Here is a 26,124-nt window from a genome sequence, read left to right on the forward strand (position 1 = left end):
TGATGCAGATACCTTGCCCGTGGTGCGGGCCGCGCAACGCTACCGAGTTTCGTCATCATGGTCCCCACGCGCCGCGACCGGACCCGGCAACAGCGTCGGCGGAAGAATGGCGCCGGTATCTCTATCTCAGGCCGAATCCGTACGGCCCAGTTGAGGAAACGTGGTACCACGCGGCCGGGTGCCGGCGCTTCGTCAGCGTCATCCGTGACACCTTCACTAACGCGACGCAATGGTCTGAAGGAGGGCCACGATGACCTCGACCGAGCGACGCCCCCAACATTCGCGACGATTGCCTCCGCAGCAAGGCGAGGTGATTGATCGGAATCGGGTCCTGGAGTTCTCCTGGAACGGCCGGCGGCGTTCAGGTTATGAAGGAGACACCATCATCTCCGCACTCGCCGCGGCGGGAGAGGATGTGTTCTCCCGGAGTTTCAAATACCATCGGCCGCGCGGGGTGCTGACCGCGACAATGCATGATCCAGGTTGCATGCTGCAGGTCGATGACGAGCCTAATGTGCGAGCCGCTCACCGACTGCTCAGGGCAGGCATGCGCGTCTCGTCCCAGAACACCTGGCCCTCACTTCACCTTGATCTCAAAGCGGCTACCCAGTTAGGCGGCCGCTTTCTGGCACCGGGCTTCTACTACAAGACATTCATGTGGCCACGCGTCCTGTGGCCGGTGTACGAGCGTGTGCTGCGCCAATTTGTTCATGCCGGAAGAGTTGAACCACAGACCCGCGGCGAAGTCTACGAGAAGCGCAATGCCCACACCGATGTGCTTGTCGTCGGGGGAGGCCCGGCGGGTATGGCCGCCGCACTGTCGGCAGTACAAACCGGGGCCCGAGTGATGCTTGTGGAGGAGGAGCATCAGCTGGGCGGACACCTGCGCTGGGCTGACCCAGCCGCGGCGGCGGACCTTGCACGGCAGGTCCTGGAGGCCGATGGGATCGAGGTGCTGACCAATGCCACTGTAGCGGCTCGCTATGACGGGAATTGGTGCGCGGTGGTGCAGCGCGACCCTGAGCCGGGAATGCCCGAACGGATCCTTAAGACGCGCACACAAAGCCTGGTTGTGGCTCCGGGACTGATCGAACGCCCCTATGTCTTCGCTGGAAACGATCTTCCCGGAGTCATGCTCTCCAGCGCAGCGCGGAGGCTCATCGGTCTGCACGCGGTGGCTCCGGGAGAGCGCGCAGTGGTGCTCACCGCCAATCCGGAGGGCGATGCGGCTGTCGAAGATCTCAGGCGCGCCGGGATCGAGGTAGCCCAAGTCGTCGATGCTCGCACCGGAGGCGACGTGTTGCGGGCGCGCGGTCGTAAGAGGCTGCAGGCGGTCGAGCTGGCGGACGGCACGACGGTGGAGGCGGACCTCCTGGTCACCGCAACCGGTTGGACCGCGCCGACGTCGTTGCTGAACATGTCCGGGGTGGTGCCTAATTATGTGCCCCAGGCCGCCCGCTTTCTGCCCGGCGCGCAGCCAGGTGCAGGAATCTATGGCACCGGAGGTCTGGTTGGCGACGGTGAACTCAACCAGCTTCAAAATCATGGAGCTGCCGTGGGGTCCCACGCAGCACAGTATGCACTGCAGCAACGCCACGCCATCGCCGCGACGGTCCCAACCAGTCTCCCCGCAGGCGGCCACCCAAATGCCGGGACTGCACCCCCAATGAGTTCCTTGCCGATTCCGCAGCATCCGGAGCTGTTCCGCTCCTCCACACACGGCATCGTGGACTTCTCCGAGGACGTCTCATCCCGGGACCTGCAGTCGGCGGTCCGCGAGGGGTATGACTCAGCCGAGCTGGCTAAGCGCTACACCACCGTGACCATGGGGCCCTCCCAGGGGAAGTTGGAGCTGGTCAATGCGCTGGCCGTCATCGCTGAGGCCAACGGGAAGACCATTGCGGAAACTGGTGCCACCACATGGCGGCCGATGTACACTTCCGTGACTCTGGGAGCCCTTGCTGGACGGAACTATGATCCGGTGCGCTACTCGGAGCTGCAGCCGTGGCACGAGTCCCATGGGGCTGTGCCGCTTGTCGCCGGACAATGGATCCGGCCTGAGCGCTATGGGGATCCGCTGGTTGAAGTGAATTCGGTGAGGCAGGGCGTGGGCATCATCGACGTGACCCCAATCGGCAAGCTAGACCTGCGCGGCCCGGATGTGCCCAAGCTGCTCAACCAGCTCTACGTCAACAAGTGGTCGCGGTTGGCCGTCGGTCGTGTGCGTTACGGAGTCATGTGCGCCGAGGACGGGGTGGTGTTCGACGACGGCGTCACCGCCCGGCTGGACGAGGAACACTATGTGATGAGCACAACCTCATCGGGGGCCGGGGCAGTATGGGAATGGGTGGAGGAGTGGCTGCAAACCATGCACCCGGACTGGCAGGTCCATGTCACCCCGCTCACTACTGCGTATACCAGCATTAATGTGGCGGGTCCCCACTCGCGGAGGCTGTTGTCACGTCTCACCGCAGGGGTGGATCTCTCCGCCGAGGCATTCGGGTACATGCAGGTGCGCACCGGTCGTGTGGCAGGGGTGGACGATTCCATTCTCTGGCGGATCGGGTTCACCGGCGAACTCTCCTATGAGATCCACGTACCAGCTTCCTACGGTTTGCACGTCTGGGAAGCGCTGCTGCACGCAGGGGAGGATCTTGGGGTCAGGCCGTTCGGAGTTGAGGCTCAGCGCGTGCTGCGTCTGGAGAAGGGACACCTCATCATCGGCCAGGACACCGACGGGCTGACCAAGGCTTACAGCGCTGGACTGGATTGGGCGGTCAAGCTGGACAAGGACGACTTCGCAGGAAAACCTGAACTGGTCTGGCAGCGGGAGCAGGGGGCAGGGCCCCAGCTGGTGGCGATCCAGCCGGTGGATCCGAGAACCGTCCCGGAGGAAGCCGCTCAGATTATTCTTCCCACCGGAAGGATTGGTGGACGCATCACCTCTAGTCGGCATTCGCCGACCCTGGGCCGATCCATTTGTCTGGGCCAGGTGGAGCGCGCGTTGAGCGACCCCGGCACTGTGCTGAAAATTCGCCTGACCGACGGTAGGACCGTCGAAGGCACCGTGATGCCTCAGCTGGCGCATGTTGACCCCGAAGGGAATCGGTTGAACAATGACACGCTTCCTGAGGAGACGGTGGAGTACGCCGCCCCAGTGGCACGAGGGCCTGTTGTGGTGCAGGGGCAGCGGACCAGTATCGATGACTGGCAGGTCTCAGCGAGCCAAAGCTCGGCGCCGCTGACCCTCGCAGACGTCTCCCCCTTGGCGAAGATCAGCGTACGGGCGGCCCCCGACGGCCCCATCGCAGAGAGTATGCCTACGGGGTTCGGTCGGGTGTCTCCTTCAGGTGACGGGAGGCTGGTGGTGGGATCTGGCCCGGGGGAGTGGATGGTTCTGGCCGAACCCGGGGAGCGGGCCGCAGTGTTGGACGAACTGAGGGAAGTTACGCAGACGGCCGAGGAACACGCTTCTGTGGTGGACCTGACTCACGGGCGGGCACTGTTCCAGTTAATGGGAGAATCCGCGCCCGACCTGCTGGCCGCTGTGTGCGCCATCGATCTCTCCGACGACATGGTGTCTGATGGGGCGGCCCTCCGTACCAGTATGGCCGGGGTGGTTACGGACCTGATCCGGTACGACCGCGGCGGCATCCGTCGGTACCTCCTTCACTGCGAGCGCTCGTCCGGTCGGTATCTGCACTCCACGCTGCTGGACGCCGGACGCAGCAGTGGGGTCACCGAGAGCGGATACCCGGTCTCCGGTCCCGTGCTGAATTCCTAACGCAGTCCGTTGATGCCCTGGTGACTTGTGCTGTCCTGCTGCCACAGGTCACAGTGCTGTACACGGCCCGCCAGTGCGGTAGGGTAGTAAGTCGCTGTGCTGCAGTCCGCGGTGGCCAGCGCCGGGTAAGACCGGATCCTTGAACGCGGCACAACAAACAAGGAGCTTTTCCATGGCTTTGGATCCCGCTGTCAAACAGCAGATCATCGAGGAGTACGCCACTCACGAGGGCGATACCGGTTCACCAGAGGTTCAGGTTGCAGTTCTGACCCGTCGGATCTCCGACCTCACCGAACACCTCAAGGAGCACAAGCAGGATCACCACACCCGCCGCGGTCTGATGATTCTGGTCGGGCGTCGTCGTCGTCTGCTGAAGTACCTCGAGCGCAAGGACATCACGCGTTTCCGTGACCTGAAGAAGCGTCTCAGGATCCGCTGATATTCGGTCAAGCACCGACACCAAGCACAGTGATGGGCGGCTCCTTCTGGGGCCGTCCATCGTTGTATGAGACACTGTGGGAAGCCGATACAGCTGACGAACCGACGACGACGCATGGTCCGGTCTTCGGTAGTGGCTTACGGGAGTGCGTGAGTGCACCCGCACCCGTGGGCTTCGATCGATGACCGCCTTGCTCAGGTTCGGCTCGTATTGCCCTGAGCATCTCAGTGCGCTGTGTTGGCTCACTCACACGGGAGTCTTACTCCCGCGCCAACAGCAGGGAGCAATTCCCTCACCGCAATATGAAAGGAAACCCCACCCTATGCAGGGACCTGAGGTTCATACTGCCGAAGCCGTGATCGACAACGGCAAGTACGGCAAATCTACTATCCAATTCGAGACCGGACGGTTGGCCAAGCAGGCCGCCGGCTCGGCGTTGGTCACCCTCGACGAAGAGACCACACTCCTCTCCGCCACCACAGTCGGAAAGTCCCCTCGTGAGGGCTTCGACTTCTTCCCCCTGACGGTCGACGTCGAGGAGCGCATGTACGCTGCCGGTCGGATCCCCGGTAGCTTCTTCCGCCGGGAAGGACGGCCCTCGACTGACGCGATCCTGGCCTGCCGGCTGATCGACCGACCGTTGCGCCCGGCCTTCACCAAGGGCATCCGCAACGAGGTGCAGGTCGTTGAGACGGTGCTGTCGATTAATCCTGATGATCTCTACGATGTGGTCGCCATCAACGCCGCGTCCATGTCCACGCAGCTCTCCGGACTTCCTTTCTCCGGCCCCATCGGCGGTGTCCGCGTGGCATTGATCGATGATGGCGCCGGCGCCCAGTGGGTGGCCTTCCCCAAGCACTCCCAGTTGGAGACCGCGGTCTTCGACATGGTGGTGGCCGGCCGCGTTGTCGGCGACGACATCGCCGTGATGATGGTCGAGGCTGAGGCCACCGATGACTCCTGGAAGCTGATCAAGGATCAGGGTCGCACCGCTCCTACGGAGGAGATCGTGGCCGAGGGTCTCGAGGCGGCAAAGCCGTTCATCAAGGTTCTCTGCGAGGCGCAGGCTGATTTGGCCTCCCGCGCCGGCAAGCAGCCGGTCGAGGTGCCGATCTTTGAGGACTACCAGGACGATGTCTTCCAGGTGGTCAAGTCCGCGGCTGAGGAGAAGCTCGCCAGTATCTATCAGATAGGCGATAAGCAGCAGCGCGAAATCGCCGACGGCGAGCTCAAGACGGAACTGGTTGAGCAGCTGGCCGGTGAAGGCAAGGAGTTCGAAGGACGCGCCGGAGAGGTCGGCAAGGCGCTGTCCTCTGTGACTAAGCAGGTCATCCGCCAGCGCATCCTGCGCGACCAGGTGCGCATCGACGGCCGCGGTTTGGCGGATATCCGCCAGCTCACCGCCGAGGTAGAGGTGCTCCCACGTGTTCACGGTTCGGCGATCTTCGAGCGCGGTGAGACCCAAATCATGGGTGTCACCACGTTGAACATGCTGAAGTTGGAGCAGAGCATCGACAGTCTCTCCCCAGAGACTAAGAAGCGCTACATGCACAATTACAACTTCCCTCCGTACTCCGTGGGGGAGACCGGCCGCGTGGGCTCACCCAAGCGCCGGGAGATCGGACACGGTGCTCTCGCAGAGCGCGCTATGGTCCCGGTACTGCCCTCACGGGAGGAGTTCCCCTATGCAATCCGGCAGGTGTCGGAAGCGCTGGGCTCCAACGGCTCCACCTCCATGGGTTCGGTTTGTGCCTCTACGCTGAGCCTGCTCAACGCCGGTGTGCCGCTGCGCGCACCAGTGGCGGGCATCGCTATGGGCCTGGTCTCGGATCAGGTCGACGGGGAAACTCGTTACGCCGCCCTGACGGACATCCTCGGTGCAGAAGACGCATTCGGCGATATGGACTTCAAAGTCGCGGGCACCTCCGAGTTCATCACCGCCATCCAGTTGGACACTAAGCTCGACGGCATTCCGGCCAGCGTGCTCACTGCCGCTTTGAAGCAGGCCCGCGAGGCTCGTCTGCACATCCTGGGAGTGATCGACGCAGCGATCGACGCCCCTGATGAGATGAGCCAGTTTGCGCCCCGCATCATCAGCGTCAGCGTGCCAGTGGACAAGATCGGTGAGGTCATCGGCCCGAAGGGCAAGATGATCAACCAGATTCAGGAGGACACCGGCGCGGACATCTCTATCGAGGATGACGGCACCGTGCTCATTGGCGCCACCACTGGTGAGGCCGCTGATGCCGCCCGCGCGGCCATCAACGCCATCGCCAACCCGACGGTTCCCGAGGTCGGCGAGCGCTACCTGGGCACAGTGGTGAAGCTGACCACCTTCGGTGCGTTCATCAGCCTCACCCCGGGTAAGGACGGTCTGCTGCACATCTCAGAGTTGCGCAAGCTCAACGAGGGCAAGCGTGTCAATGATGTCGAGGACGTTCTCGGTGTGGGTCAGAAGATCCAGGTGGAGCTGTCCAAGGTCGACGATCGCGGCAAGCTAAGCCTCATCCCGGTGGTCGATGAGACAGACTCCGGCGATGATAAGCAGAGCGTCAACCAGGTGGTTACTGAAGACGCCTAAGCGCACTTCAGTCAGCTGATCTGACTGGCTTCAAGCAGAAGGGCCGGCAGCGCCCCCAAGACGGGGGAGGCTGCCGGCCCTTCTGCGTCTGACCCTTCACTTGTATACCCTAGGGGGTATATGAGAGACTGCTAGACATACCCCAAGGGGTATCACGAGCATTCTATAGATGGAAGGGATTTTCACATGCTTTTGGAGCGGATCTACGACGAAGACTTAGCCCAGGCCAGTTACTTCATTGGTTGCCAAGCCACCGGCGAGGCCATCGTCATCGACGGACGCCGAGATGTTCAGGAGTACTTCGACTTGGCCAGCCGGCACGGTATGCGAATCACCGCAGTGGCTGAGACGCATATCCATGCCGACTACCTGTCTGGCAGTCGCGAGATTGCAGCAGCCACTGGCGCTCCTCTCTATGTATCAGGTGAAGGCGGGACAGACTGGCAGTATGGTTTCGAGGCCAACCGCCTGCACCATGGCGACGTGATCTCCCTGGGCAATATCCGCATTGAGGCACGCCACACCCCCGGACACACGCCCGAGCACCTCATCTTCTTGGTCACCGACGGTGCCTTCAGCAACGATCCCGGTTACATGATCTCCGGCGATTTCATCTTTGCCGGCGACCTGGGTCGGCCCGATCTGCTTGACGAGGCCGCAGGCGGCCAGGACACCCGGTTCGAAGGTGCCAAGCAAATCTTCAAGAGTCTGAAGAATGAGTTCCTCACGCTGCCCGACCACGTGCTGGTCCTGCCCGGTCATGGCGCAGGCAGCGCCTGCGGCAAGGCCCTGGGCGCGTTGCCTGCCACCACAGTGGGTTACGAGCGTTACAACGCCTGGTGGTCCCAGCACCTGGAGCGCGACGACGAGCAGGGCTTCACCGATGAGATGTTGGATGCTCAGCCCGATGCACACGCCTACTTCGGACGAATTAAGCGGGAAAATCGTGACGGTCCTCGCGTGCTGGGAAATCTCCAGCCACTCACCGAGCTGAGCACAGACCAAGCTCGGCAGGCGATCGAAGAGGGCCGTGCAATATTCGTCGACACCAGGCCGCACACGGAGGTCCACCAGGGCACCGTGGTCGGTGCCCTGAATATTCCCGCTGACGGCAAGCCCGCCAGCTTCGGCGCCTGGGCCTACGACCCAGAGCGTGAGAACCGCCCGATGATCGTGCTGGCTGAGGACGCTGAGGACGCCGAATGGCAGCGAGCACACCTGATGCGCGTCGGCATCGATGCGGTGTCCAGTTTCGTCACCAGCATCAAGGGTCTTCCGCAGACCAAGCCAGCCACTATCAGCCCCGCTGAACTGGAGAACTTCGATCCAGCCCTGCTGCTCGATGTGCGCAACAAGTCAGAGCACGCAGAGGATCACATCCGCGGTTCCAAACAGCTCAGTGCCGGGCGAGTGCTGTGGAACCTCGAGGAGCTTCCCGAAACCGGTCCCATCGTCACCTACTGCCAGTCCGGTCGACGGAATTCTGTGGCAGCCAGTGCACTGCGTCGCGAAGGTTACGACGTCCGCGAACTCGAGGGCAGCTTTGCAGGCTGGTCGGAGTACGCACAGAACCGCTGAGCTGGTTCGCCTTCGTGGGCAGGCCCAGGTCTGCTCACTGTGAGACATACACACCTGTGAAAGGAAACTAAAATATATGACCACCGCCACCGCTGAGACAGCCCCGAAGAACACAGTTGTGCCGATCAGTCCGACTGAGCTCGCCGAGCGTCTAGACACTCGTCAGGCTCCGCTGCTGCTGGACGTGCGCACTCCCGCAGAGTACGAATCACTGCGAGTGCCTGGCTCCCACAACGTTCCACTGGACCTGCTGCAGAAGAACTGCGAAAGGATTGCTGGGCAGTACGAGGGAGAAGTGGTGCTCATCTGCCAGACTGGGAATCGCGCCAAACAGGCCAAGGAGCATCTGCGTTCCGCCGGCCTGGACTCCGCGAGAGTCCTTGAAGGCGGCGTCACTGCTCTGGAGTCTGAGCATAAGCATCACACACGGCGAGGCCAGAACCGCTGGGCCATGGACCGGCAGGTCCGCATGGTGGCTGGCAGCCTGGTGCTCACCGGATTCTTGGGCAGCAAGCTCATCTCACCGAAGATTGGTTACCTCGCTGGAGCGGTGGGGGCGGGTCTGACGTTTTCAGCTCTCACCGACTCCTGCGCCATGGCATCAGCCCTGCAGAAGATGCCGTGGAACCAAGTTGACGCCGATCCCAGTCTGGAAAAGTTCTTGGCGGAGATTCCCTCTGCAGTTCAGGTGAAGGCTCCAAGGCGGTGAGCACTGCGCTGATCGTGACGATGGTCCTTGCCGTCGGGATAGGCCTCAGTCTGGGGCTGCTCGGCGGCGGGGGTACCATTTTGGCGGTGCCGCTGCTGGCGTATGTGGCCGGAATGCCGGCTCAGGAGGCTATTGCTGCCTCCATGTTCATCATTGGGGTGACAGCACTCATCAGCGTAGCGGCCCACGCGCGGCGCGGAAACGTCCGCTGGCGCATGGGCCTGCTGTTCGGTGTGGCCAGTATGATCGGAGCCTTCGGCGGCGGGGTTCTGGGCAGCCAGCTGCCCGGTGTTGTGCTGATGGTCGCCTTCGGTGCCATGATGATCGCCACGGCCCTGGCTATGGTTCTTGATCGGCGCACCCCCACCGAGTCGAAGGCTCAGTCAAAGCTTCCCGTGTTCAAGATCATCATGGAAGGACTGGTCGTCGGCCTGGTCACCGGGGTGGTCGGGGCCGGCGGAGGGTTCCTCGTGGTTCCGGCACTTGTACTTCTGGGGGGCCTCCCCATGTCGGCTGCAGTGGGAACCTCCTTGCTGATCATCTCCATGAAGTCCTTCACCGGCATGGCCGGTTACCTGACCTCGGTGAGCATCGACTGGGGCCCGGTCCTGATGATCACCGGTGTGACCGTCGCCGGCGCGCTCATCGGGGCCGCGGTGAGCTCCAAAGTGCCGGATAAGATGCTGAAGAAGGCTTTCGGCTACATGGTCCTCGCGATGGGCGTGGTGGTCCTCCTCTACGAACTGCCGATCATTTACGGCCTCACCACAGGTATTGTCATTATCATCACCCTGATCGTGGTCAAGGTGCTGCAGCGTCGTCTGAGCAAAGTGGAAGCCCAGACTTCCATAACCCCCGCCCGGGAGGCTGAAGCTTCCCCGCAGACTGCAATGAGAGGAGAGCATCGTGAATGAAGCTGACCTAGAGAGCCAGCGAAAGATCCTCAACCGGCTCAAGCGTGCTCGCGGCCAACTCGACTCGGTCATCAGGGCCGTCGAGTCCGGTGCCAGCTGCCGCGATGTGGTGACTCAGTTGGCTGCAGTCTCCACCGCACTGGATCGGGCGGGATTCACCGTAGTCTCCTCAGCGATGCAGTACTGCCTCACCGACCCCGAGGGCGCCCAGGAGACGGACGACGGACTTACTGTCGCGGAACTCGAGAAACTATTCCTCTCGCTCTCCTGAGCAGTCCCTGTAGCGTAGGGGAATGGCTCAGACTCCCCTCGGCAGCAGCACACCGCGGCAGCGTCCCTCAGCCCTGACATCCGTCGATGTTCTGGCGAAGGCGCCGCCAGCGAACATTTCTCGGACCGCTCCGGTGGCCAGCCGGCTGATCCAGGCTGATGGCGGAAACGTCATCGCCTTCACGTTCGCTCCGGGGCAGTCCATGCCGGAGCATCAGGCCGCTCACCCGATCACAGTGCAGTGTCTCAGCGGGCACCTGAGTTTCACCGCCGGTGAGGAAACCGTCGATCTCCAACCCGGTGTGGTGATTCACGTCCCCGCGCGGCTGCGCCACGAGGTCGCCTGCCCGGCAGAGACCGCAGGTTCCAGCGTGCTGCTGCTGACTATGCTTACCGGTGAAGCCGGTAGCAGCTCCTCGGCATGAGCGCCGACCTGCAGCACTTGCATTCGCAGATCTCCGATCTGGGCTCCCAGCAGCCCTTCGCGGTGCACTGGCAGATCCGAACCTTGGGAAGCTCAGCGTCCGGCAGGCGGACCAGCGCAAGCATAGGACAGGGCGAGCACAACCAGCTGGCTTCCTTCAGTACCCGCAAAGTGAGTGTGCTCCTGGCCTGCCTGGCACTGGTGCACCGCGGGGACCTGGACCTGGATCAACGGCTGATCGTCACCGAGGAGATGAAGGACGGCGTCCAGGCCGGGATTATGAGGAACGTCTCCTCAGGCGTGGAACTGAGTTTGGAGGATCACCTGCGGCAGATGATGATCAGCTCCGACAACATCTGCACCCAGCTGGTCTTCGAGGCCATCGCTGAGGTCACCGGTGATGCCCTCCAGTGGGTCAATGACTACTGCTCTTGGGCAGGGATGCTGGCCACCCTGCACCGAGAGATCTTTCCTCGGAGCGGCGATCTGAAATGGCACCACAGCATCGACCACATGACTGTGACTACCCCCGATGACCAAGCTCGGTTGCTGAGCCTGCTGGGGGAGGCCGCAGCGAATCACGGCGTCGCCGATTCCCTCTACCTGAGCCCCAGCCTGTGCCGGTTCGCGGTGGGACTGATGAGACAGATCCACACCCCACTGCTTGGTGCGAACGCATCCACCCTAAAGTTCGCGGAGAAGAATGGACGGGGTCTGCGCAGTCTCTCCCAAGTCGGGCTGGCGCTGGCCCCCGAGGGAGCGGCAGTTGCTGCAGTGGCTGTCTTCGCTGAACAGATTCCCACCGAACTGCCCTCCGGACGCCCCGGCCGGCTAGCGGCCTACGAGCTCTTCGGCCGCATAGGTCGGGCGGTGGAGCAGTGGCACCTGGAACAGAGCCATCCCTCCCTTGAACCTCGAGTGGACCACACAACTCAGCCCACCCCGGAGGAGTCGCCGGCATTCTGCTGGACCACGCTCACGCCAGGGACGACGCCCCGGCAGCAGACTAATGCGCCCACCACGCTCCACCCGCTCAGCGGAGTCGGAAAGCTTCTCGCCGCGCTCGCCATTGCGGGGACCGAGACGGAGGACCCCCATCTGCTGGAGACCCCAGTGATGATCACTGCAGAAGACCGCAGCGCAGCAGCGGTGGGGCCCCTCCGAACCCACACCGGTGAGCTCACGCTGCGACTGGCTGACGCGATGGCTCTGGTGATCGCCACCTCAGACGCCGCCGCCTCGGTGGCGCTGCGCAGAGCGTTGAAGCACCGGCAGTATGACCTGGTGGAGGCGGTACGCAGCCTGATCGAAAGTCTTTCGCAGACCGCCCCGATGTTGGAGCAGACGGTGGTCACCGCGGAGGAGGAGGCCCAGGGGGCAACCGGCGACCTCCTCATAGGGCAGAGCTCGCCCCAGGATCTGGTACGGCTGCTGACCGCGCTTGCCCAAGCAGGGGGACTCACGCTGCCGACCTCGCCGGATGCCCAGGAAGAGCAAGGTTCAGCTGCCGGGATCAGCCGTACCGCGGCAGAGCGTGTGCTCGGGTGGATGGCTGGGGTGTTTGAACCGACCGGATTGGCCTACGGCCTGCCCGGTTATGGTCCCAACAGGGTCCCGCAGTGGAGTGTCTCAGGCTTGGAGCTGCGTTCGTCAGGCTCGGCAGAGGGTTGGAGTTCGGTGCTTATCACACGCCAACAGGGGGTTGGCCCCGGAGTCGGCGTGACAGTGGCCGCGGCGCATTTTTCAGGCGACACTGGGTCCGCACAGTGTCTCAGCCAGCGGCCTGCGGAGACACTTGGAGAACTGGGGCTGGCGGCCTACCGAGCACTGCCCGGCGCGGACCGTCTGGCGCGAGACGGGGAGGACTTAGCTGGGTGAGGGTCACCTCCCAACGGCAAAAAGAGTCAGCTGCGTCGACGCCCAATGAGAAAATAGGCGATCGGGCCAATGAAATTGACCGCGATAATCACGGCCCACATTCCTTTCCTGCCGTTAACTTGACTCGCGGGTCGCGCGGCGAGGTCAGCCCAGGCCGAGACTGCCAGCGACAGCTGGATCGAGGCAAGCACCATCGTCCCTGCCTGCTTGCTGGGGCTTAGGTTGTCCCATTGCTGCTTCAAGTTCTTCTTCGCCACGCAATTCACCTTTCGAAGTGTGCAATGCTGATCGGCTTCTTGTGCCTCGCCGGTCCGCACGAGGCGGCAGGACTGTTGGACGGCTTACGCGCACACCGTCACAACGAGATACTCAAGTCCTGATCATGGCGTGCTCACAAAGTAGCAGTCGAGGCCCTGCGAGTTCCAGGGTCCATTGCCAGGGTGCAGAATCGCGCTTGCCCGCCGGCTCCGGTGCAGCTGGCTGAGGGCCCACGGTGCGTGTGGCAAAATAGGGGCAACTGAATACAGGCCACGTCCCTGATGCGGGAGAGTCCGTGCGGCCACACGTACGGCGCCGAAGGAGCAAGGAATCCCCTCCGAATCTCTCAGGCCAGTCCACTGATGGACCGCACCGGGGTGGCAACTCTGGAAAGCGGCGGAGGCCCGGTCTCCGCACACCGAAGGTGCAAACCGGTCCGCCCGGCGAATCTCTCAGGTTTTTCACAGAGCAAGGGGTACTGACCTGCTTCGTCACCCCTGCCCGTAAGGTTGAGCCTATGACTTACTCAATTCCCACCGGATTCGCCTCCCGGCATATGGGTCCCACTGATGCGTCAGCGGAGACCATGCTGAACGCCCTCGGTTACGACTCTATGGAGGACCTCGTCGACTCCGCGGTCCCCGGCGGCATCCGACAGGCAGAGCCCCTGAACCTGCCGCCGGCGCTTTCTGAGTCCCAGGCGCTCGCCGCCCTGCGCCGGTACGCCGGGCAGAACCAGGTGAAGACGCAGATGATCGGCCAGGGCTTCTACGGCACGCACACGCCCAGCGTCATCCTGCGCAATGTGCTGGAGAACCCCGCCTGGTACACCGCATACACGCCCTACCAGCCGGAGATCAGCCAAGGCAGGCTGGAGGCGCTGCTGAACTTTCAGACCATGGTGGCCGACCTCACCGGTCTGGACATCGCCAACGCTTCACTGCTGGACGAGGCCTCCGCAGTGGCTGAGGCGATCCTGCTGATGCGGCGGTCGAACAAGAAGCGCTCCGCAGCCAAGATCGTCGTGGACACCGACATCTTCCCGCAGACCCGCGCGGTCATTGCAGGGCGAGCCGAGGCCGTCGGCATCGAACTGCAGTTTGCCGACCTGAGCGAAGGCCTGCCAGAGGGCGACATCTGCGGGCTAGTGCTTCAGCAGCCCGGCAATTCCGGTGCGATTGTCGACCACACGGCGGTCATTGCCGAGGCCAAGGACCGCGGAGCACTGGTCACAGTCGCTGCGGACCTGCTCGCGCTGACCCTCATCACCGCCCCAGGAGAGCAGGGTGCCGACATTGCCGTCGGCAGCTCCCAGCGCTTCGGCGTGCCACTGTTCTTCGGTGGCCCACATGCGGCCTATATGGCCGTGAAGTCCGGGCTCCAGCGCCAGCTTCCCGGACGTCTTGTGGGGGTCTCGAAGGACGCGGAGGAGCGACCCGCGTATCGTCTTGCCCTCCAGACGCGCGAACAGCACATCCGCCGTGAGAAAGCCACCTCAAACATCTGCACTGCGCAGGCCCTGTTGGCTGTGGTCGCCTCTATGTACGGCGTCTATCACGGCCCCGAGGGCCTGATTAGCATCGCGGAGCGGGCCCACAACCAGGCTCGCGCGCTCGCAGAGGTCCTGCGCGGCGCCGGATGGCAATTGGTGACTGAGTCGTTCTTCGACACAGTTCAAGTCCACTGCGAATCCGCGCAGCAGGCCCAGGACCTCGTCACCAAAGCAGAAGCCGCCGGTATCAACGTGCGCCGCGTTGACGACACCACAGTTGGGGTGAGCACCGATGAAACCACCACCACCCGTGAGATGTACCTGCTGGCGTACGCATTCGGACTGGTGGAGAAACCCAGCCAGGCCGCCGACCTATACGATGACGTCGAGTTTGAGGGCGTGTACGCGTTCAGCGATTCCGTGGTGCGGACCAGTGATTTCATGACCCACCCGGTCTTCCACTCCATCCGCTCCGAGACGCAGATGATGCGCTATCTGCGGCGGCTGGGAGACCGTGACCTCGCCCTGGACCGGACCATGATCCCCTTGGGGTCCTGCACCATGAAGCTCAACGCTGCAACAGAGATGGAAGCGATCTCCTGGCCGGAGTTCGCCGGTATCCACCCCTACGCTCCCGAGGGTCAAACGGTGGGCTGGCGCGGGCTGATCACCGATCTGGAGCAGCGACTGACCGAGATCACCGGGTACGCTGGGGTCTCGATCCAGCCCAACGCTGGTTCCCAGGGTGAGTACGCCGGACTGCTGGCGATCCGTGAATATCACCTGTCCAATGACGACGCCGCACGGGACATCTGCCTGATCCCAGCCTCTGCACACGGCACCAACGCCTCATCCGCCGTCCTCGCGGGACTGCAGGTTGCCGTGGTCGCCACCGCTGACGACGGCACGATCGACCTGGCTGATCTGGATGCGAAGATCGAGCAGTATCCGGACCGGATCGCAGCGATCATGATCACCTATCCCTCCACCCACGGGGTCTACGAGGCTGACGTGCGTGAGGTCTGCCAGAAGATTCACCAGGCTGGCGGCCAGGTCTATGTGGACGGAGCCAATCTGAACGCATTGGTGGGACTGGCCCAGCCCGGCGAATTCGGCGGTGACGTCTCTCACCTGAACCTGCACAAGACCTTCTGCATCCCGCACGGCGGCGGCGGACCAGGCGTGGGCCCGGTGGCGGTGGCCGAGCACTTGCTGCCATTCCTGCCGGGCCGTCCGGAGGAGCCTTCGGGGCATGCGCCGGTCACCGCGACAGCTTACGGCTCTGCAGGAGTGTTGCCCATCAGCTGGGCCTACCTGGCGATGATGGGCGCAGAAGGTCTCACCAGTGCCACCGCGCACGCACTGCTGAGCGCCAATTACATCTCGCGGAGGCTCGCCGAGCACTTCCCCACGCTCTACACGGGTGAAAACGGCCTGATCGCCCATGAGTGCATCCTGGACCTGCGCGAGCTCACCAAGGCCAGCGGCGTCACCGCAGAGGACGTCTGCAAACGCCTCATCGACTTTGGTTTTCACGCCCCCACCCTGGCTTTTCCCGTGGCCGGAACTCTCATGGTGGAACCCACTGAGTCCGAGGACCTGGAGGAGATCGAGCGGTTTGTCGAAGCTATGATCGCCGTTCGTGCTGAGATCCAACAGGTGATCGATGGTGAGTACGACATTGCTGACTCACCCCTGCGCCACGCGCCCCACCCCGCTGCGGTGGTGGCTACCGATGGTTGGAACCGGTCCTACTCTCGGGAGCAGGGTGCTTTCCCTGTACCGGCGCTGCGGCAGGACAAGTACTTCCCGCCAGTCAGTCGCATTGACGGCGCCCACGGAGACCGGAACTTGGTCTGCTCCTGCCCGCCGCCTGAAGCTTTTGAGGTGAACTGATGACTGATCTGAAGAAGACCGCGCTCACAGCTGAACATGAAGCGTTGGGGGCCTCCTTCACAAACTTCGGAGGCTGGCACATGCCGCTGAAGTACACCTCTGAGCTGGAGGAGCACCGGGCGGTACGCAGCACAGCTGGCATGTTCGACCTCTCGCATATGGGGGAGGTGCGGGTGATCGGGGTCGACGCCGCCACCTTCCTGAACACCGCGCTGGTGGGCAATTTGGCCAAGATCGAACCGGGAAAGGCCAAGTATTCGCTCCTCTGCACCGCGGAGGGTGGCATCATCGATGACCTGATCACCTACCGGATCGGTGCAGACGAATACCTGGTGATCCCCAATGCGAGCAACCGGGAGACCGTCGCGGCAGCGCTGACAGACCGGGCTGCCGGTTTCGATGTGGAAGTCTGGGACGAGTCAGAGGGGATCAGCCTGATCGCAGTCCAGGGCCCCGCCAGTGCGGAGATCTTGTCCTCCATGGTGCGCGCCGACGAGGTCGAACTGGTGGAGAACCTTTCCTACTATGCGCACACCACGGTCACTATCGGCGGGCAGGAGATTCTGCTGGCGCGTACCGGCTACACCGGAGAGGACGGTTTCGAACTGTACCTGCCTCATGACAAGGCCGGCGCTCTGTGGCGTGCCCTGCTGGAGGGCGGATCCGACTTTGGGCTCACCCCCTGCGGTCTGGCGTGCCGTGACTCGCTGCGCTTGGAGGCGGGGATGCCGCTCTACGGCAACGAACTGACCACCTCGCGAAAACCCCAGGAAGCCGGCCTTCCGGTGGTGGCCTTCTCCAAGGAAGAAGACTTCGTTGGCCGTGCGGCCCTGCAGCAGGCCAAGGCGAAAGGACTGGGCCGCAGCACCGGCCAACGCCTGGTGGGTCTGAAGGCTGCCGGAAAGCGGGCAGCCCGCAAGGGGCACGTGATCCAGAACCTGGACGGCACACCGATTGGCGAAGTCACTTCAGGGGCGCCCAGCCCTACCCTCGGCCACGCCATCGCAATGGGCTATGTGGACGTAGCGTACACAGAGCCGGGGACGGAACTCCACGTCGACGTACGGGGCAAGCCCATTTCCTTCGAAGTCACTAAGCCGCCCTTCTACAGGAGGCAGACCAGCGGCACCTGAGGCGCTGGTCAGGCGAAGGCGGAGAACCCGGTGAGGTCGCGACCAATGATCAGCGACTGGACTGACTCGGTCCCCTCGTAAGTATGGGCGGATTCAATGTCCGCCATATGCCGAGCGACCTTGTTGCTGAGCAGAATGCCGTTGCCGCCGAGCATGTCCCGGGCTACCTGGGCAATCTGCCGGGCCTTGCGGGTGTTGTGCAGCTTAGCCATGGAAGCCTGTGGTCCGGACAGCTTGCCGGCGGCGTCGAGCTCTGTCACCTGCTTGGCGTGCAGCTGCATGCTGGTCAGCTCAGAAACCATGTAGGCCAGTCGCTCCTGGACCAGCTGGTGGGCACCAATGGGTTTGGAGAACTGCCGGCGCTGCTTAGCGTAGTTCAATGCAGCCTCCACGCAGGCGGCAGCATGACCAACTGCAGACCAAGCGACACCCAGCCGGGTGGCGAAGAGGACGGTGGCGGCATCCTTGAACGTCTTGGACAGCGGTAGAACCGCATCGGCGGGGAGTTCGACGTCCTCATACTGGATCAGCGCCTGGTGAATGGCGCGCAGTGAGGCCTTGTGCTCAACGACCTCCGCCCGGTACCCGGGAGTCTCCTGCGGCACAAGGAAACAACGCACATTGCCATCATGCTCGCCGCCAACTACACGGGCCCAGGTGAGTGTGATTCCACCGGAGGCTCCGTTGCCGATCCACTTCTTCGCTCCGTTGAGCACGTACCGGCCGGTGTCCTCATCGCCTTGGAGCTCGGCAGTAGTTTCCAATGACACTGAGTCGGAGCCGTGAGTTGGCTCAGTCAGCGCAAAGGCCCCCAGGGTTTCGCAGGAGACCATATTGGCCAGGTGCTCGTCCTTCTGAGCGGCAGAGCCGAACAGTGCCAGTGTGCGCACTGCCAGGCCCCCTTGGACAGCCAGGGCAGTGCTGAGAGACCCGTCGATGCGGGACGTTTCCATGTTCACCAATCCGGCCGACATGGGGGAAAGAGTCTCCATGCCGAGCTCAGAAACGTCGACTCCGTCGGTGAAGAGACCCATACTGCCCGCCTTGCGCACCAGATCTACCGGGTACTCAGCTTTTTCCCAGTGCTCCGTCATGCGTGGCTCGAGTCCTTCACCGAACCTGCGGGCGGCGGCCCACCACTGCTTGTCAGTCTCGGGAATGTCTGCAAAGACACCGTAGTAATCCAGGTCAAGGGGGGTGGCGACGTCGTACGGGGGGTCAACCAACGGGTCCGGCTCATGTGTCATACGGCACATGTTACCGGATAGTCACAAACGTGCGGGAATCAGCTCAGCGAAGGCTCCACTAGACCCAGCTCCACACCACGAATGAGCAGCTGAACCCGATCCCGCACATCCAGGCGTTGCATAATGCGGCCCATGTAGACCTTCACTGTGGCTTCTGAGACCAACATCTTCTCAGCGATCTCAGCGTTGGAACACCCGGTAGCGAGCAGCTGGAGGCCTTCGAGTTCGCGGGCGGGTATGTGTGGGGCTTCTGGGAACCGGAGGAGTGCGGTCTCCACCTGGGATGGCTCATTCTTCACTGAAAGCATCAGCTGCCGCGCCACTGTGGGGGAGAAGGCCGCAACGCCCTCATGCACTTCACGAATGGCCTCGATGATCTGCTCCGGTTCCGAATCCTTGAGGAAGTACCCTCCAGCGCCGGCGCGCAGGGCCGGGATCACATACAGCTCCGTGGAGAATGTGGTCACGGCCAACACTGCGACGTCAGGGTATCTCTGCCGGATGAGACGAGTTGCCTCAATGCCGCCCATCACAGGCATGTGCAGATCCATCAGCACAATGTCTGGGTGAAGTTCACCCGCCATCTGCACAGCCGTCTCGCCGTCACGGGCTTGTCCCACGCACTGCATACCTGGGGCAGAATCCACGTAGGTGCGCAGAGCTGTGGCCATCATGGGGTGATCGTCACAGATCAGGACCCGCACAGTCCCCGGCTGGACTGGTGCCGCGCCCGAAGAAACAGTGTCAGAGTGTTCATCGGGATTGGGCATGGTGCCATGTTATGCCACCGAACCTAATGGGTCTGAGCGTTCACTGACCAGCGCCGGGAAGCCTGTGGTGGAAAGTCTCTAGACTGGCCTGCATGTCACCACCAATTAAGGGCTCGGTCCAGACCATTGCCGAAGAATTCGAAGCCGGCGGTTACTGGTCCAGCAGATCCCTCGACAGATGGCTGCTGGTGGTGGTCACACTGGGATTTGGGCTCGCCTTTGGGGTGGATGTCCTCTACGAGGTGTTCGTCAGTGACGAGTTCTCCGCATCGTTGGCCATCGCCGGCCTCATCGCCGTCGGTTGCGTGATTCTTCTGTGGGCTAGCGTCACTGTGGGGGTCACCGCAGGGGTGATAATCCTGATTCTGGGGCTGTTCACCAACGGCGGTGGTTATTCAGTGCTCTTAGCGCTTCTGCTGACGGGACTGGCGGCGCTGACGACCACAAAACGATTCCGACGCGGCACCATTGCCGCCATGCTGGTCTGGGGAGTGGCCTACTCCGCGACACTCGAGGATCTGGCACTCGCCGGTCTCACTCTTGTGGGGGTAACCGGTGGGCTCCTTGTGGCCTATGGCATAGGATCCTCATTCCGCCGCGCCACGAACGAGCGCCTGCAATCTGCACGTGATCTGACTTCGGCGGAGGAACGCCATGAATCGGCCAAGGCTGCGGAAAGACGTTCGATCGCCCGTGATCTGCACGACATCGTGGCACACGACATCACCATCATTGCGATGCAGTCCCGTGCGGCGCAGATGAAGGACACGGAGAGTGCGTACCGGGAGGCGGTCAAGGTCATTAGCGATTCCTCTCGTATGGCGCTCAATGACCTGCGCAGGGTTCTGGCGGTCCTTCAGGACGAGAACCTCGTTGATGCTGAAGACGCAGGGGGGCGGTTGGCCTCGGCCAGTGCACTCGATGTCCGGCTGGGTCTGGAGGTGTTCGCTGAACAGTTGGAGAGTCTCGGGATGACGGTCCACCGGCGGATCGAGGGGGATCTTGGTTCGCTCTCGCGGTCTGTCAGTTCGGCTCTGTACCGCATGCTGCAGGAGTGCACCACGAACGTGGCGAAGTTTGCCGGGCGCGGGGCCGAGTGTTGGATCGAGGTTGAGGTCGGCGATGAGAATGTCAGTATGTCTGTCAAGAACACTGTTCGGAGCTCTGAGGCCAGCGGGCCCGGCTTGGAAGCCTCCAGAGCCGGGCTGGTGGGCGTCCAGGACCGCGCTGCAGCCTTCGGCGGTGTCACCGAGACCGGGTACGACGACGCAGGGCGCTGGCAGGTCAGTGTGACGGGCATGAAGAAGTCGTGAATGCCCGGTCCGCATCTCTAGACGAAAGTAGACTAGTCACCAAGGGCTTCCGCACACCACAATCTATGGGTGCGGTGCACTCCAGGTGCGCCCACATCAGGTGGGATTCGAGCACCTGGAGTGGTGGTGCAACGGCTCCAGAACCGGCTCATCCGACCTGTGGCTCGGGCGGTGAGAACGGCACCGCCCGAGCCCTCAATCACTCGGAAGTCTGCTCCGCAGGTGGTTCCACACTGGCAAGTGATTGGGCGATCCATCGACCGAGCCCCAGCAGCACGCCAGCCGGGAAGCCAACAATTGGGATCAGCATAGGGACCAGTCCGCCCGCACCGGCGAAGAGGACCACCGGACCGTAGAGCAGGCCCACCAGTACATAGCCCAGCACATGCGCTACGGGGTTCAGGTGGTGGCGAAGGAGCCAATTGACCAGCAGGGTACCCGGGATGCCCACAACCACCGCAGCAGCAGCGAGGAGCGGAATGAGCGGGGTGAGGTATCCCTCACCATCCAGACCGGGTAGGAAAGAGAGGCCCAGCAGGATCGCGCCCATCAGTGCGGTGGGAATAAGCCACGATACGGTCCACCCCACGGCGCCCAACCGGAGTCGGGGGCGGGATGCTCCTGCAGCGTAGCCGCTCCTGCGGCGCCTTCCGGCGGCTTTTTCCGGAGCCGGTGTGGTCATAGCGTGTCCTCGCTTTCCCCGGGCGGTGGCGGTGGGGTGGTTGCTTGGGCGCAGTTCACGGGGTGTGGCCCACATGGGCCAGAGCTTGCCGGATGAGCTTCTCCCGCCCGCCGATGAATTCCGCCTGTACATCGGAGCTCATCGCCTGTTCAGGGGTGAGCCAGGACAGCTCGAGGGCGTCCTCGCGAGCTGAGCACTCACCGTTGACGGGAACGATGTACGCCATCGATACCGCGTGCTGACGGTCATCCACCAGGCCCGTTTCGGAGGGATAGGGGAAGTACTCAGCGACGGTCAGCGGTGTGGGGGACACCGGCAGCTGGGGTCTGGCCATGGGGCCGAGATCCTTCCCGATATGCCTGATTAGTGCGGCCCGGAGGGTCTCACGGTAGAGCACCCTCCCGGAGACAACCGTTCTGTAGACCCGGCCGTCGTCGTCTGCGGTGTAGAGCAGGCCGACCTCGGTGACGTAGCCCAATGAGTCGAGCCGGACGGGGATGGCCTCAACGTAGACCATAGGGAGGCGGCGTCGAGCCTCGTAGAGGTCCTCTTCATTGAGCCAGCCAGGGTGCGGGTCGGGAGTGCGGACAGACATGGGACTATGTTCTCACGAGCTCGCCGGGGTGATCAGATGATGTCCTCGAGGGGACGCCCCATTGCGGCCCGGCGTTCCGCGTGGTTGATCCGGTAACGGCGGGACTGAGTTGCCAGGATCACGATGAATGCGCCCATCGCAGCTCCCAGCGCTACCCACACACTGGTCACTTCGCCCAGGATGCGCGGGAATATCAGCCAGAACAGCCCCCAGGCCAGGGCCAGCGCGATCGTGATGCGACCGCGTTCAGTCATGGAATAGAACGCTGCGGTCCACACGCACAGCAGCAGGCCTATCCAGGCCCACAGCAGCGCCGGGATGCCAGGGATGTGCCACCCCTGTTGGGTGAGCCACACCGAGAGTGCACTCATGACTTGGATCAGTGCGAATCCGTAGAACAGCCCCACAATGTCATCAGTGAGCTGACGTTCGGAGTCGGTGCGTGCGGTGTAGAGATTGAACTGCCGCACGGCCTCGGTGAGCACCCCAGCGATGACCACTGAGCTGAGGAGGGTCAGGGTGAACAAGCCAGCGTAGAGCGAGGTAGTGACCCCCAACATCAGAAACGCGGCGATGCCTACCAACCATCCCGAACGTTGCTGCCGCGGGGTGGAATGCTGGGCTGGAGTCCACTGATAACAGGCGTGGATGATGAGACCCACAGTGATGACCGGCCAGATCCAATACCAGTTGTAGTCCGGTGAGAGCAGCGCGTGCTCGCCGGAGAACCAGCCTCCAGCGAGGCTCTCTTCCAGGCCGCCCTGTCCCAGGATGGCGGGATCTTCCTCGTTGTAGCCGAGCCAGCCGAACATCCAGAGCGTGGAGAGCACGGCCGTCAGCGCCCCGAGACTGACGAAGATGCGCCGCGCCAGATCCCAATGCGTGGGCTCCGGGTCCGGGCTGCGGGAAGGCAGATTGTACGGGGGTATGTATGTGTAGAGGTCTTCCTCATCATCGGCGAACTGCGCCGAATTCTTGCGGTACTGGCTCCCAATGTGTCCCGACCCGCCGTAGGGTCCTGACGATTCCTGACCGGTGGCCTTTTCAATAGCCGCGGCTTTCTGAGCAATCACCGTTCGCTGGCGCTGTTCGTCGAGCTCTCGGCGCGCGGGTGGCGGGGGTGGTTCTTGGGATTCCCCCGCCGGGTGTGCGGAGACGACTGGGATGGCATCGGTGAACAGCTGGGGTTCCGGCCGTTGTTCCGCCGGCGGTGGTTTGGGCAGGGACACCTGTGGAGTGTGTGTGGGCAGCTGGCCACCGCTGCGCCGGGCCCTGCGCGCAACAGTCCCTGAGGGCGCTACCGAAGCTGAGCTGCGCTGAGCTGAGCTTGTGGGCTGGTCCTCCGGTGCGTTTTCAGCGGCTTTGGCCGCTTCGGCTTTGCGCCGAGCCAGACGCACCTTCCGCGTGGACCACCAATTCTTGGCGCGCTCGTCCAAGGTGTCGAAGAACCCGCCGAGGCTCTTATCCGGACCGGAAGCCACGGGGACCTGAGATGCTGTACCAGGGCGCGTCGGAGGTTCTGCGCGCGTAACCTCTGTGGACGAATCGTCTGGTGATGAGCTTTCAGCAGCGGTGTCCTCGGCAGTGTCCTCGGCGGTTTCCTCCGTCGGCTTCTGCTGCTCTTGGTCCCCCCGATGTTGGGTCACAGATTCTTCTGCGGCCGGTGCCTCAGGTGCCAGTTCATCCTCGGCTCTTTCAGCGAGGTCAGGGGTGTGTCTCTCTGACCGCTCCTCCTCCGCCAGGCCAGTCCTGGAGTCACCGGCAAGGCGGGCGGAGGTGTCTGCGCTCATCGGCTCGGACAACTGCTGCCTCCCTCGGGGAATTCTGTACACACCACGTGCATCGGAGATATTGGTCAATTGATTATGCTCTCACTGAAGTCTGGCTGCGAGCATGACGCCTCGAGACCCGCAGCGCAACAATCAGCGCCACCAGCGTACCGATACCAATGGCGGTCAGGGTGCTCGCCCACGTGGGTAGGTTGGTAGTTGTTCCCGTAATGTAACCTAAGCCGACCAGCCAGCCGCTCCAGATCACGGAGCCCAGCAGGGCGAGCCCAGCAGCCTGGCGCCAGGGCAGACGCATCATCCCGGCGGAAGCCATCGATGCGGCGCGTCCGCCGGGTATCCAACGAATAAGCAGCAAACCGGTCCAGGTGGTAGCACTGCCCGCCCGAATCGAGGCCCGCACCATGACCCGATGCAGCCGCCGCCCCCACCGCCACCGGTAAAGCAGTCGAACGAGTTGGTAACGGCATAGCGTATAGAGGATTACGTCGCCAGCCAGGCATCCCAGCGTTGTCGCGATCATGACCCAAGTCAATGGTAGGAGCCCTGCTGATGCCATCGCGCCTGAGGCGATCACCATCACCTCAGAGGGGAACAGAGGGACCAAGGCGGTCAATGCCACAAAGAATGCTTGCAGTGGCAACAGCCACACGCCCCAGTCGTCGAATAACTCGACCATCGTTCCCCTCTTGTGCTCCTACGAAACCGCCGAGTCCCTTGTGACCGGGGCGTACTCCAGTCTACGGGTAGAGGTGAACAGGCGCGGCGCGCCAGAGAGTGGGTCGGTGAAGCTCAGACTCTGGGCCAGCAGCTGCAGGGGCGTGCTGAAGTCGTCCGGCGCGTCGTCCCACAGGTCCGGGTAGAACCGGTCGTGCAGAATGCCGAGTCCGAGCATCGCCATATGGATGCGCAGCTGATGGGTCTTGCCCGTATGGGGTGTCAGCCGGAAGAGCCCGACCGGCGGTGCCGCGGGGAGCCGCAGCGAGGGGCCGTGTTGGAGAAGTTCGATGCGCGAGGAGGAGTTGGCTCCTGGAACGGGGTCGGTGCGTCGCCGCCCCTTCGCTCGGTGCCAGTGGTCCTGGGGGCGTCGCCCGGAGTCGGCGGCGTCGTAGCTGTTGAGCTGGCTGACCACCACACCTTTGATCTTCTCTATCCGGTTGCGGACCGTCAGCGGGAAGCGGGCGGCTAGCGCTCTGGGGTCGTCGTTGAGCGCGCTGACACATTCGTAGGTCTTGTTCACCTTGCGGTTCTCAAAAAGCAGCTGGTAGGCGCCGCGGGTCTTCGGATTCTTAGCGAAGATCACTACGCCTGCTGTCCCACGGTCCAACCGGTGGATAGGCACCAGATCTGGCATGTTCAGCCGGTGGCGCAGTCTCACCAGGAGAGATTCCTGAACGTAGCGGCCAGCGGGAGTTGTCGGCAGAAAGTGCGGTTTGTCCACCACCAGCAGGTGTTCATCCTCGCAGAGGATCTCCTCCTGCACTGGCAGCGGGGATTCCGCAGGCAGCGAACGGTAGTACCAGATGAACTCCGCGGCGCCGAGCGGGCTTTCGGTGCTCAGGGGCACACCCGCGGCGTCGACCACCTCACCGTCGCGGAAGCGAGCGGTGATGCCAGCCGGGTCTATATGCCCGAATGTCTCCTGCACATACGCGTGAATTGTTGTCCATGGCCCCGTAGGAGGGACCCGCAGCCTAGTGGCGTTGACGCCGTTGCGGACCGGAAGTGGAGACTTCTGCGGCACGGGGAGGTGGTCAGCTCCACTCAGGAGCTTTGGACTGGGCCACATTGGCTGCGGAGTCCGAGTCGAGAGGGTTCGGCGCCCCGCGGGGATGGTTGATCTGCCAAGTCATCCCGAAACGATCCTGCACCCAGGCGAAGTTCTGGGCGAAGTCGTAGTCACCGGGCTCCATCAAGTACTCGCCCTGATTCACCAGAGAGTCGGTGATTCGGTGAAACTCCTCTTCGGTGTCGACCACCACGGCCATAGACATCGAAGGCGTGAAATCGAAAGCGTGCTTGACCAGGGAGTCCTGAATCATCAAGATCTGGCCGCCGACCTGCAGCTGTGCGGTGGCAACCAGGGTCTTGTCCCAGTCCACGACGGCCTCCATAGCCGCCGTGTCATCCGGAGCGCCGGCCGGTGACTGGTTGGCTGAGCCGGGCCCAGTCCCGCCTCCGTTGGCGGCTTCTGGATCGAAGATCTCTGTGCCTTCCGGATGATGCATGATCTCCAGAAGTTGAGCGTCGGGAAACGTGGCGAGGTAAAGGTCGATGGCTTCCTGGGCTCGGCCCTGGAACATCATGAATGGCATACACAGAATCATTGGGTCAGGTTAGCTCATGAGCATGGGCGTTGAATGCAGGTTTCCCG

The 26,124-nt window shown here is 62.9% G+C and carries 22 protein-coding genes and 1 riboswitch; of the genes, 13 read left to right on the forward strand and 9 right to left on the reverse strand.

Going from position 1 to position 26,124, the window contains the following annotated elements; all coding sequences use genetic code 11:
* Positions 1-2 precede the first annotated feature (2 nt).
* The 10 genes from D3250_RS07395 (at position 3) to D3250_RS07440 (ending at position 12,577) form a co-directional block, all read left to right on the forward strand.
* Positions 3-254, forward strand: coding sequence for a sarcosine oxidase subunit delta (locus tag D3250_RS07395; protein WP_225973207.1), 252 nt, complete (start codon positions 3-5; stop codon positions 252-254).
* Positions 251-3,784, forward strand: a complete 3,534-nt coding sequence (locus D3250_RS12105) for a 2Fe-2S iron-sulfur cluster-binding protein (RefSeq protein ID WP_119902716.1) — start codon at positions 251-253, stop codon at positions 3,782-3,784. Before D3250_RS07395 ends, D3250_RS12105 begins: the two co-directional genes overlap by 4 nt.
* 172 nt (positions 3,785-3,956) lie before the next feature.
* Entirely contained in the window at positions 3,957-4,223 is a 267-nt protein-coding gene (gene rpsO / locus D3250_RS07405) for a 30S ribosomal protein S15 (RefSeq protein WP_119902717.1), read from the forward strand.
* A 322-nt stretch (positions 4,224-4,545) separates the two neighbouring features.
* Positions 4,546-6,804 (forward strand): polyribonucleotide nucleotidyltransferase, encoded by a 2,259-nt coding sequence (locus D3250_RS07410; RefSeq protein ID WP_119902718.1) that lies wholly within the window; start codon positions 4,546-4,548, stop codon positions 6,802-6,804.
* Between the two features lie 186 nt (positions 6,805-6,990).
* Positions 6,991-8,382: an MBL fold metallo-hydrolase gene (locus D3250_RS07415; RefSeq protein ID WP_119902719.1), complete on the forward strand. Its 1,392-nt coding sequence runs from the start codon at positions 6,991-6,993 to the stop codon at positions 8,380-8,382.
* A gap of 76 nt (positions 8,383-8,458) precedes the next feature.
* Entirely contained in the window at positions 8,459-9,091 is a 633-nt protein-coding gene (locus tag D3250_RS07420; protein WP_119902720.1) for a rhodanese-like domain-containing protein, read from the forward strand.
* Positions 9,088-10,005 carry a sulfite exporter TauE/SafE family protein gene (locus tag D3250_RS07425; protein ID WP_119902721.1) on the forward strand — a complete coding sequence of 306 codons (918 nt, stop codon included), beginning with the start codon at positions 9,088-9,090 and terminating at the stop codon, positions 10,003-10,005. The genes D3250_RS07420 and D3250_RS07425 overlap by 4 nt, the downstream gene beginning before the upstream one ends.
* Positions 9,998-10,276: a metal-sensitive transcriptional regulator gene (locus D3250_RS07430; RefSeq protein ID WP_119902722.1), complete on the forward strand. Its 279-nt coding sequence runs from the start codon at positions 9,998-10,000 to the stop codon at positions 10,274-10,276. The genes D3250_RS07425 and D3250_RS07430 overlap by 8 nt, the downstream gene beginning before the upstream one ends.
* Positions 10,277-10,298: 22 nt before the next feature.
* On the forward strand, positions 10,299-10,700 hold the full coding sequence (locus tag D3250_RS07435) for a cupin domain-containing protein (RefSeq protein ID WP_119902723.1): 402 nt from the start codon (positions 10,299-10,301) through the stop codon (positions 10,698-10,700).
* Positions 10,697-12,577, forward strand: a complete 1,881-nt coding sequence (locus D3250_RS07440) for a serine hydrolase (protein ID WP_119902724.1) — start codon at positions 10,697-10,699, stop codon at positions 12,575-12,577. Before D3250_RS07435 ends, D3250_RS07440 begins: the two co-directional genes overlap by 4 nt.
* A gap of 26 nt (positions 12,578-12,603) precedes the next feature.
* Here the strand turns inward: D3250_RS07440 and D3250_RS07445 are convergent, their stop codons facing one another.
* Positions 12,604-12,834, reverse strand: coding sequence for a PLD nuclease N-terminal domain-containing protein (locus tag D3250_RS07445; RefSeq protein ID WP_225973208.1), 231 nt, complete (start codon positions 12,832-12,834; stop codon positions 12,604-12,606).
* Positions 12,835-13,109: 275 nt separating this feature from the next.
* A riboswitch (glycine riboswitch) is annotated at positions 13,110-13,215 on the forward strand.
* Positions 13,216-13,352: 137 nt separating this feature from the next.
* On the opposite strand from D3250_RS07445, the gene gcvP reads away from it, so the two are divergent.
* Both gcvP and gcvT read left to right on the forward strand, forming a co-directional pair.
* The gene (gene gcvP / locus D3250_RS07450; RefSeq protein WP_119902725.1) at positions 13,353-16,223 is read left to right on the forward strand and encodes an aminomethyl-transferring glycine dehydrogenase; all 2,871 of its coding nucleotides are present in this window, start codon (positions 13,353-13,355) and stop codon (positions 16,221-16,223) included.
* Positions 16,223-17,356 carry a glycine cleavage system aminomethyltransferase GcvT gene (gene gcvT / locus D3250_RS07455; protein WP_119902726.1) on the forward strand — a complete coding sequence of 378 codons (1,134 nt, stop codon included), beginning with the start codon at positions 16,223-16,225 and terminating at the stop codon, positions 17,354-17,356. The genes gcvP and gcvT overlap by 1 nt, the downstream gene beginning before the upstream one ends.
* Before the next feature lie 8 nt (positions 17,357-17,364).
* On the opposite strand, the gene D3250_RS07460 is transcribed toward gcvT, so the two are convergent.
* The gene (locus D3250_RS07460) at positions 17,365-18,603 is read right to left on the reverse strand and encodes an acyl-CoA dehydrogenase family protein (RefSeq protein WP_119902727.1); all 1,239 of its coding nucleotides are present in this window, start codon (positions 18,601-18,603) and stop codon (positions 17,365-17,367) included.
* A gap of 38 nt (positions 18,604-18,641) precedes the next feature.
* Positions 18,642-19,373, reverse strand: a complete 732-nt coding sequence (locus D3250_RS07465; RefSeq protein ID WP_119902728.1) for a response regulator transcription factor — start codon at positions 19,371-19,373, stop codon at positions 18,642-18,644.
* A 92-nt stretch (positions 19,374-19,465) separates the two neighbouring features.
* Between D3250_RS07465 and D3250_RS07470 the strand changes: the two genes are divergently transcribed.
* The gene (locus D3250_RS07470; RefSeq protein ID WP_119902729.1) at positions 19,466-20,686 is read left to right on the forward strand and encodes a sensor histidine kinase; all 1,221 of its coding nucleotides are present in this window, start codon (positions 19,466-19,468) and stop codon (positions 20,684-20,686) included.
* 199 nt (positions 20,687-20,885) lie between these two features.
* Here D3250_RS07470 and D3250_RS07475 read toward each other — a convergent pair whose 3' ends face one another.
* The 6 genes from D3250_RS07475 to D3250_RS07500 form a co-directional block, all read right to left on the reverse strand.
* On the reverse strand, positions 20,886-21,368 hold the full coding sequence (locus D3250_RS07475) for a hypothetical protein (protein ID WP_119903040.1): 483 nt from the start codon (positions 21,366-21,368) through the stop codon (positions 20,886-20,888).
* A gap of 55 nt (positions 21,369-21,423) precedes the next feature.
* Entirely contained in the window at positions 21,424-21,963 is a 540-nt protein-coding gene (locus tag D3250_RS07480) for an NUDIX hydrolase family protein (protein WP_119902730.1), read from the reverse strand.
* A 32-nt stretch (positions 21,964-21,995) separates the two neighbouring features.
* Positions 21,996-23,753 (reverse strand): TspO-related membrane protein, encoded by a 1,758-nt coding sequence (locus D3250_RS07485; protein ID WP_119902731.1) that lies wholly within the window; start codon positions 23,751-23,753, stop codon positions 21,996-21,998.
* A gap of 73 nt (positions 23,754-23,826) precedes the next feature.
* Complete coding sequence (locus D3250_RS07490) at positions 23,827-24,429, reverse strand: DedA family protein (protein ID WP_119902732.1); 603 nt, start codon at positions 24,427-24,429, stop codon at positions 23,827-23,829.
* 18 nt (positions 24,430-24,447) lie between these two features.
* Complete coding sequence (locus tag D3250_RS07495) at positions 24,448-25,539, reverse strand: pseudouridine synthase (protein WP_119902733.1); 1,092 nt, start codon at positions 25,537-25,539, stop codon at positions 24,448-24,450.
* A complete protein-coding gene (locus D3250_RS07500) occupies positions 25,505-26,065 on the reverse strand; it encodes a VOC family protein (protein ID WP_158583098.1) in 561 nt (186 codons plus the stop codon). The genes D3250_RS07495 and D3250_RS07500 overlap by 35 nt, the downstream gene beginning before the upstream one ends.
* Positions 26,066-26,124 lie beyond the last annotated feature (59 nt).

This window comes from Nesterenkonia natronophila, from assembly GCF_003595215.1.
GTDB lineage: Bacteria > Actinomycetota > Actinomycetes > Actinomycetales > Micrococcaceae > Nesterenkonia > Nesterenkonia natronophila.

Excerpts from the sequence above, each read along its gene's own strand:
- D3250_RS07395 (WP_225973207.1), top strand. The coding sequence starts at position 3 with ATGCAGATACCTTGCCCGTGGTGCGGGCCGCGCAACGCTACCGAGTTT.
- D3250_RS07480 (WP_119902730.1), bottom strand. The coding sequence starts at position 21,963 with ATGTCTGTCCGCACTCCCGACCCGCACCCTGGCTGGCTCAATGAAGAG.
- D3250_RS07495 (WP_119902733.1), bottom strand. The coding sequence starts at position 25,539 with ATGTGGCCCAGTCCAAAGCTCCTGAGTGGAGCTGACCACCTCCCCGTG.
- D3250_RS07485 (WP_119902731.1), bottom strand. The coding sequence starts at position 23,753 with ATGAGCGCAGACACCTCCGCCCGCCTTGCCGGTGACTCCAGGACTGGC.
- rpsO (WP_119902717.1), top strand. The coding sequence starts at position 3,957 with ATGGCTTTGGATCCCGCTGTCAAACAGCAGATCATCGAGGAGTACGCC.
- D3250_RS07440 (WP_119902724.1), top strand. The coding sequence starts at position 10,697 with ATGAGCGCCGACCTGCAGCACTTGCATTCGCAGATCTCCGATCTGGGC.
- D3250_RS07470 (WP_119902729.1), top strand. The coding sequence starts at position 19,466 with ATGTCACCACCAATTAAGGGCTCGGTCCAGACCATTGCCGAAGAATTC.
- D3250_RS07410 (WP_119902718.1), top strand. The coding sequence starts at position 4,546 with ATGCAGGGACCTGAGGTTCATACTGCCGAAGCCGTGATCGACAACGGC.
- gcvT (WP_119902726.1), top strand. The coding sequence starts at position 16,223 with ATGACTGATCTGAAGAAGACCGCGCTCACAGCTGAACATGAAGCGTTG.
- D3250_RS07415 (WP_119902719.1), top strand. The coding sequence starts at position 6,991 with ATGCTTTTGGAGCGGATCTACGACGAAGACTTAGCCCAGGCCAGTTAC.
- D3250_RS07435 (WP_119902723.1), top strand. The coding sequence starts at position 10,299 with ATGGCTCAGACTCCCCTCGGCAGCAGCACACCGCGGCAGCGTCCCTCA.
- D3250_RS07460 (WP_119902727.1), bottom strand. The coding sequence starts at position 18,603 with ATGACACATGAGCCGGACCCGTTGGTTGACCCCCCGTACGACGTCGCC.
- D3250_RS07465 (WP_119902728.1), bottom strand. The coding sequence starts at position 19,373 with ATGCCCAATCCCGATGAACACTCTGACACTGTTTCTTCGGGCGCGGCA.
- D3250_RS07500 (WP_158583098.1), bottom strand. The coding sequence starts at position 26,065 with ATGCCATTCATGATGTTCCAGGGCCGAGCCCAGGAAGCCATCGACCTT.
- D3250_RS12105 (WP_119902716.1), top strand. The coding sequence starts at position 251 with ATGACCTCGACCGAGCGACGCCCCCAACATTCGCGACGATTGCCTCCG.
- D3250_RS07420 (WP_119902720.1), top strand. The coding sequence starts at position 8,459 with ATGACCACCGCCACCGCTGAGACAGCCCCGAAGAACACAGTTGTGCCG.
- gcvP (WP_119902725.1), top strand. The coding sequence starts at position 13,353 with ATGACTTACTCAATTCCCACCGGATTCGCCTCCCGGCATATGGGTCCC.
- D3250_RS07475 (WP_119903040.1), bottom strand. The coding sequence starts at position 21,368 with ATGACCACACCGGCTCCGGAAAAAGCCGCCGGAAGGCGCCGCAGGAGC.
- D3250_RS07490 (WP_119902732.1), bottom strand. The coding sequence starts at position 24,429 with ATGGTCGAGTTATTCGACGACTGGGGCGTGTGGCTGTTGCCACTGCAA.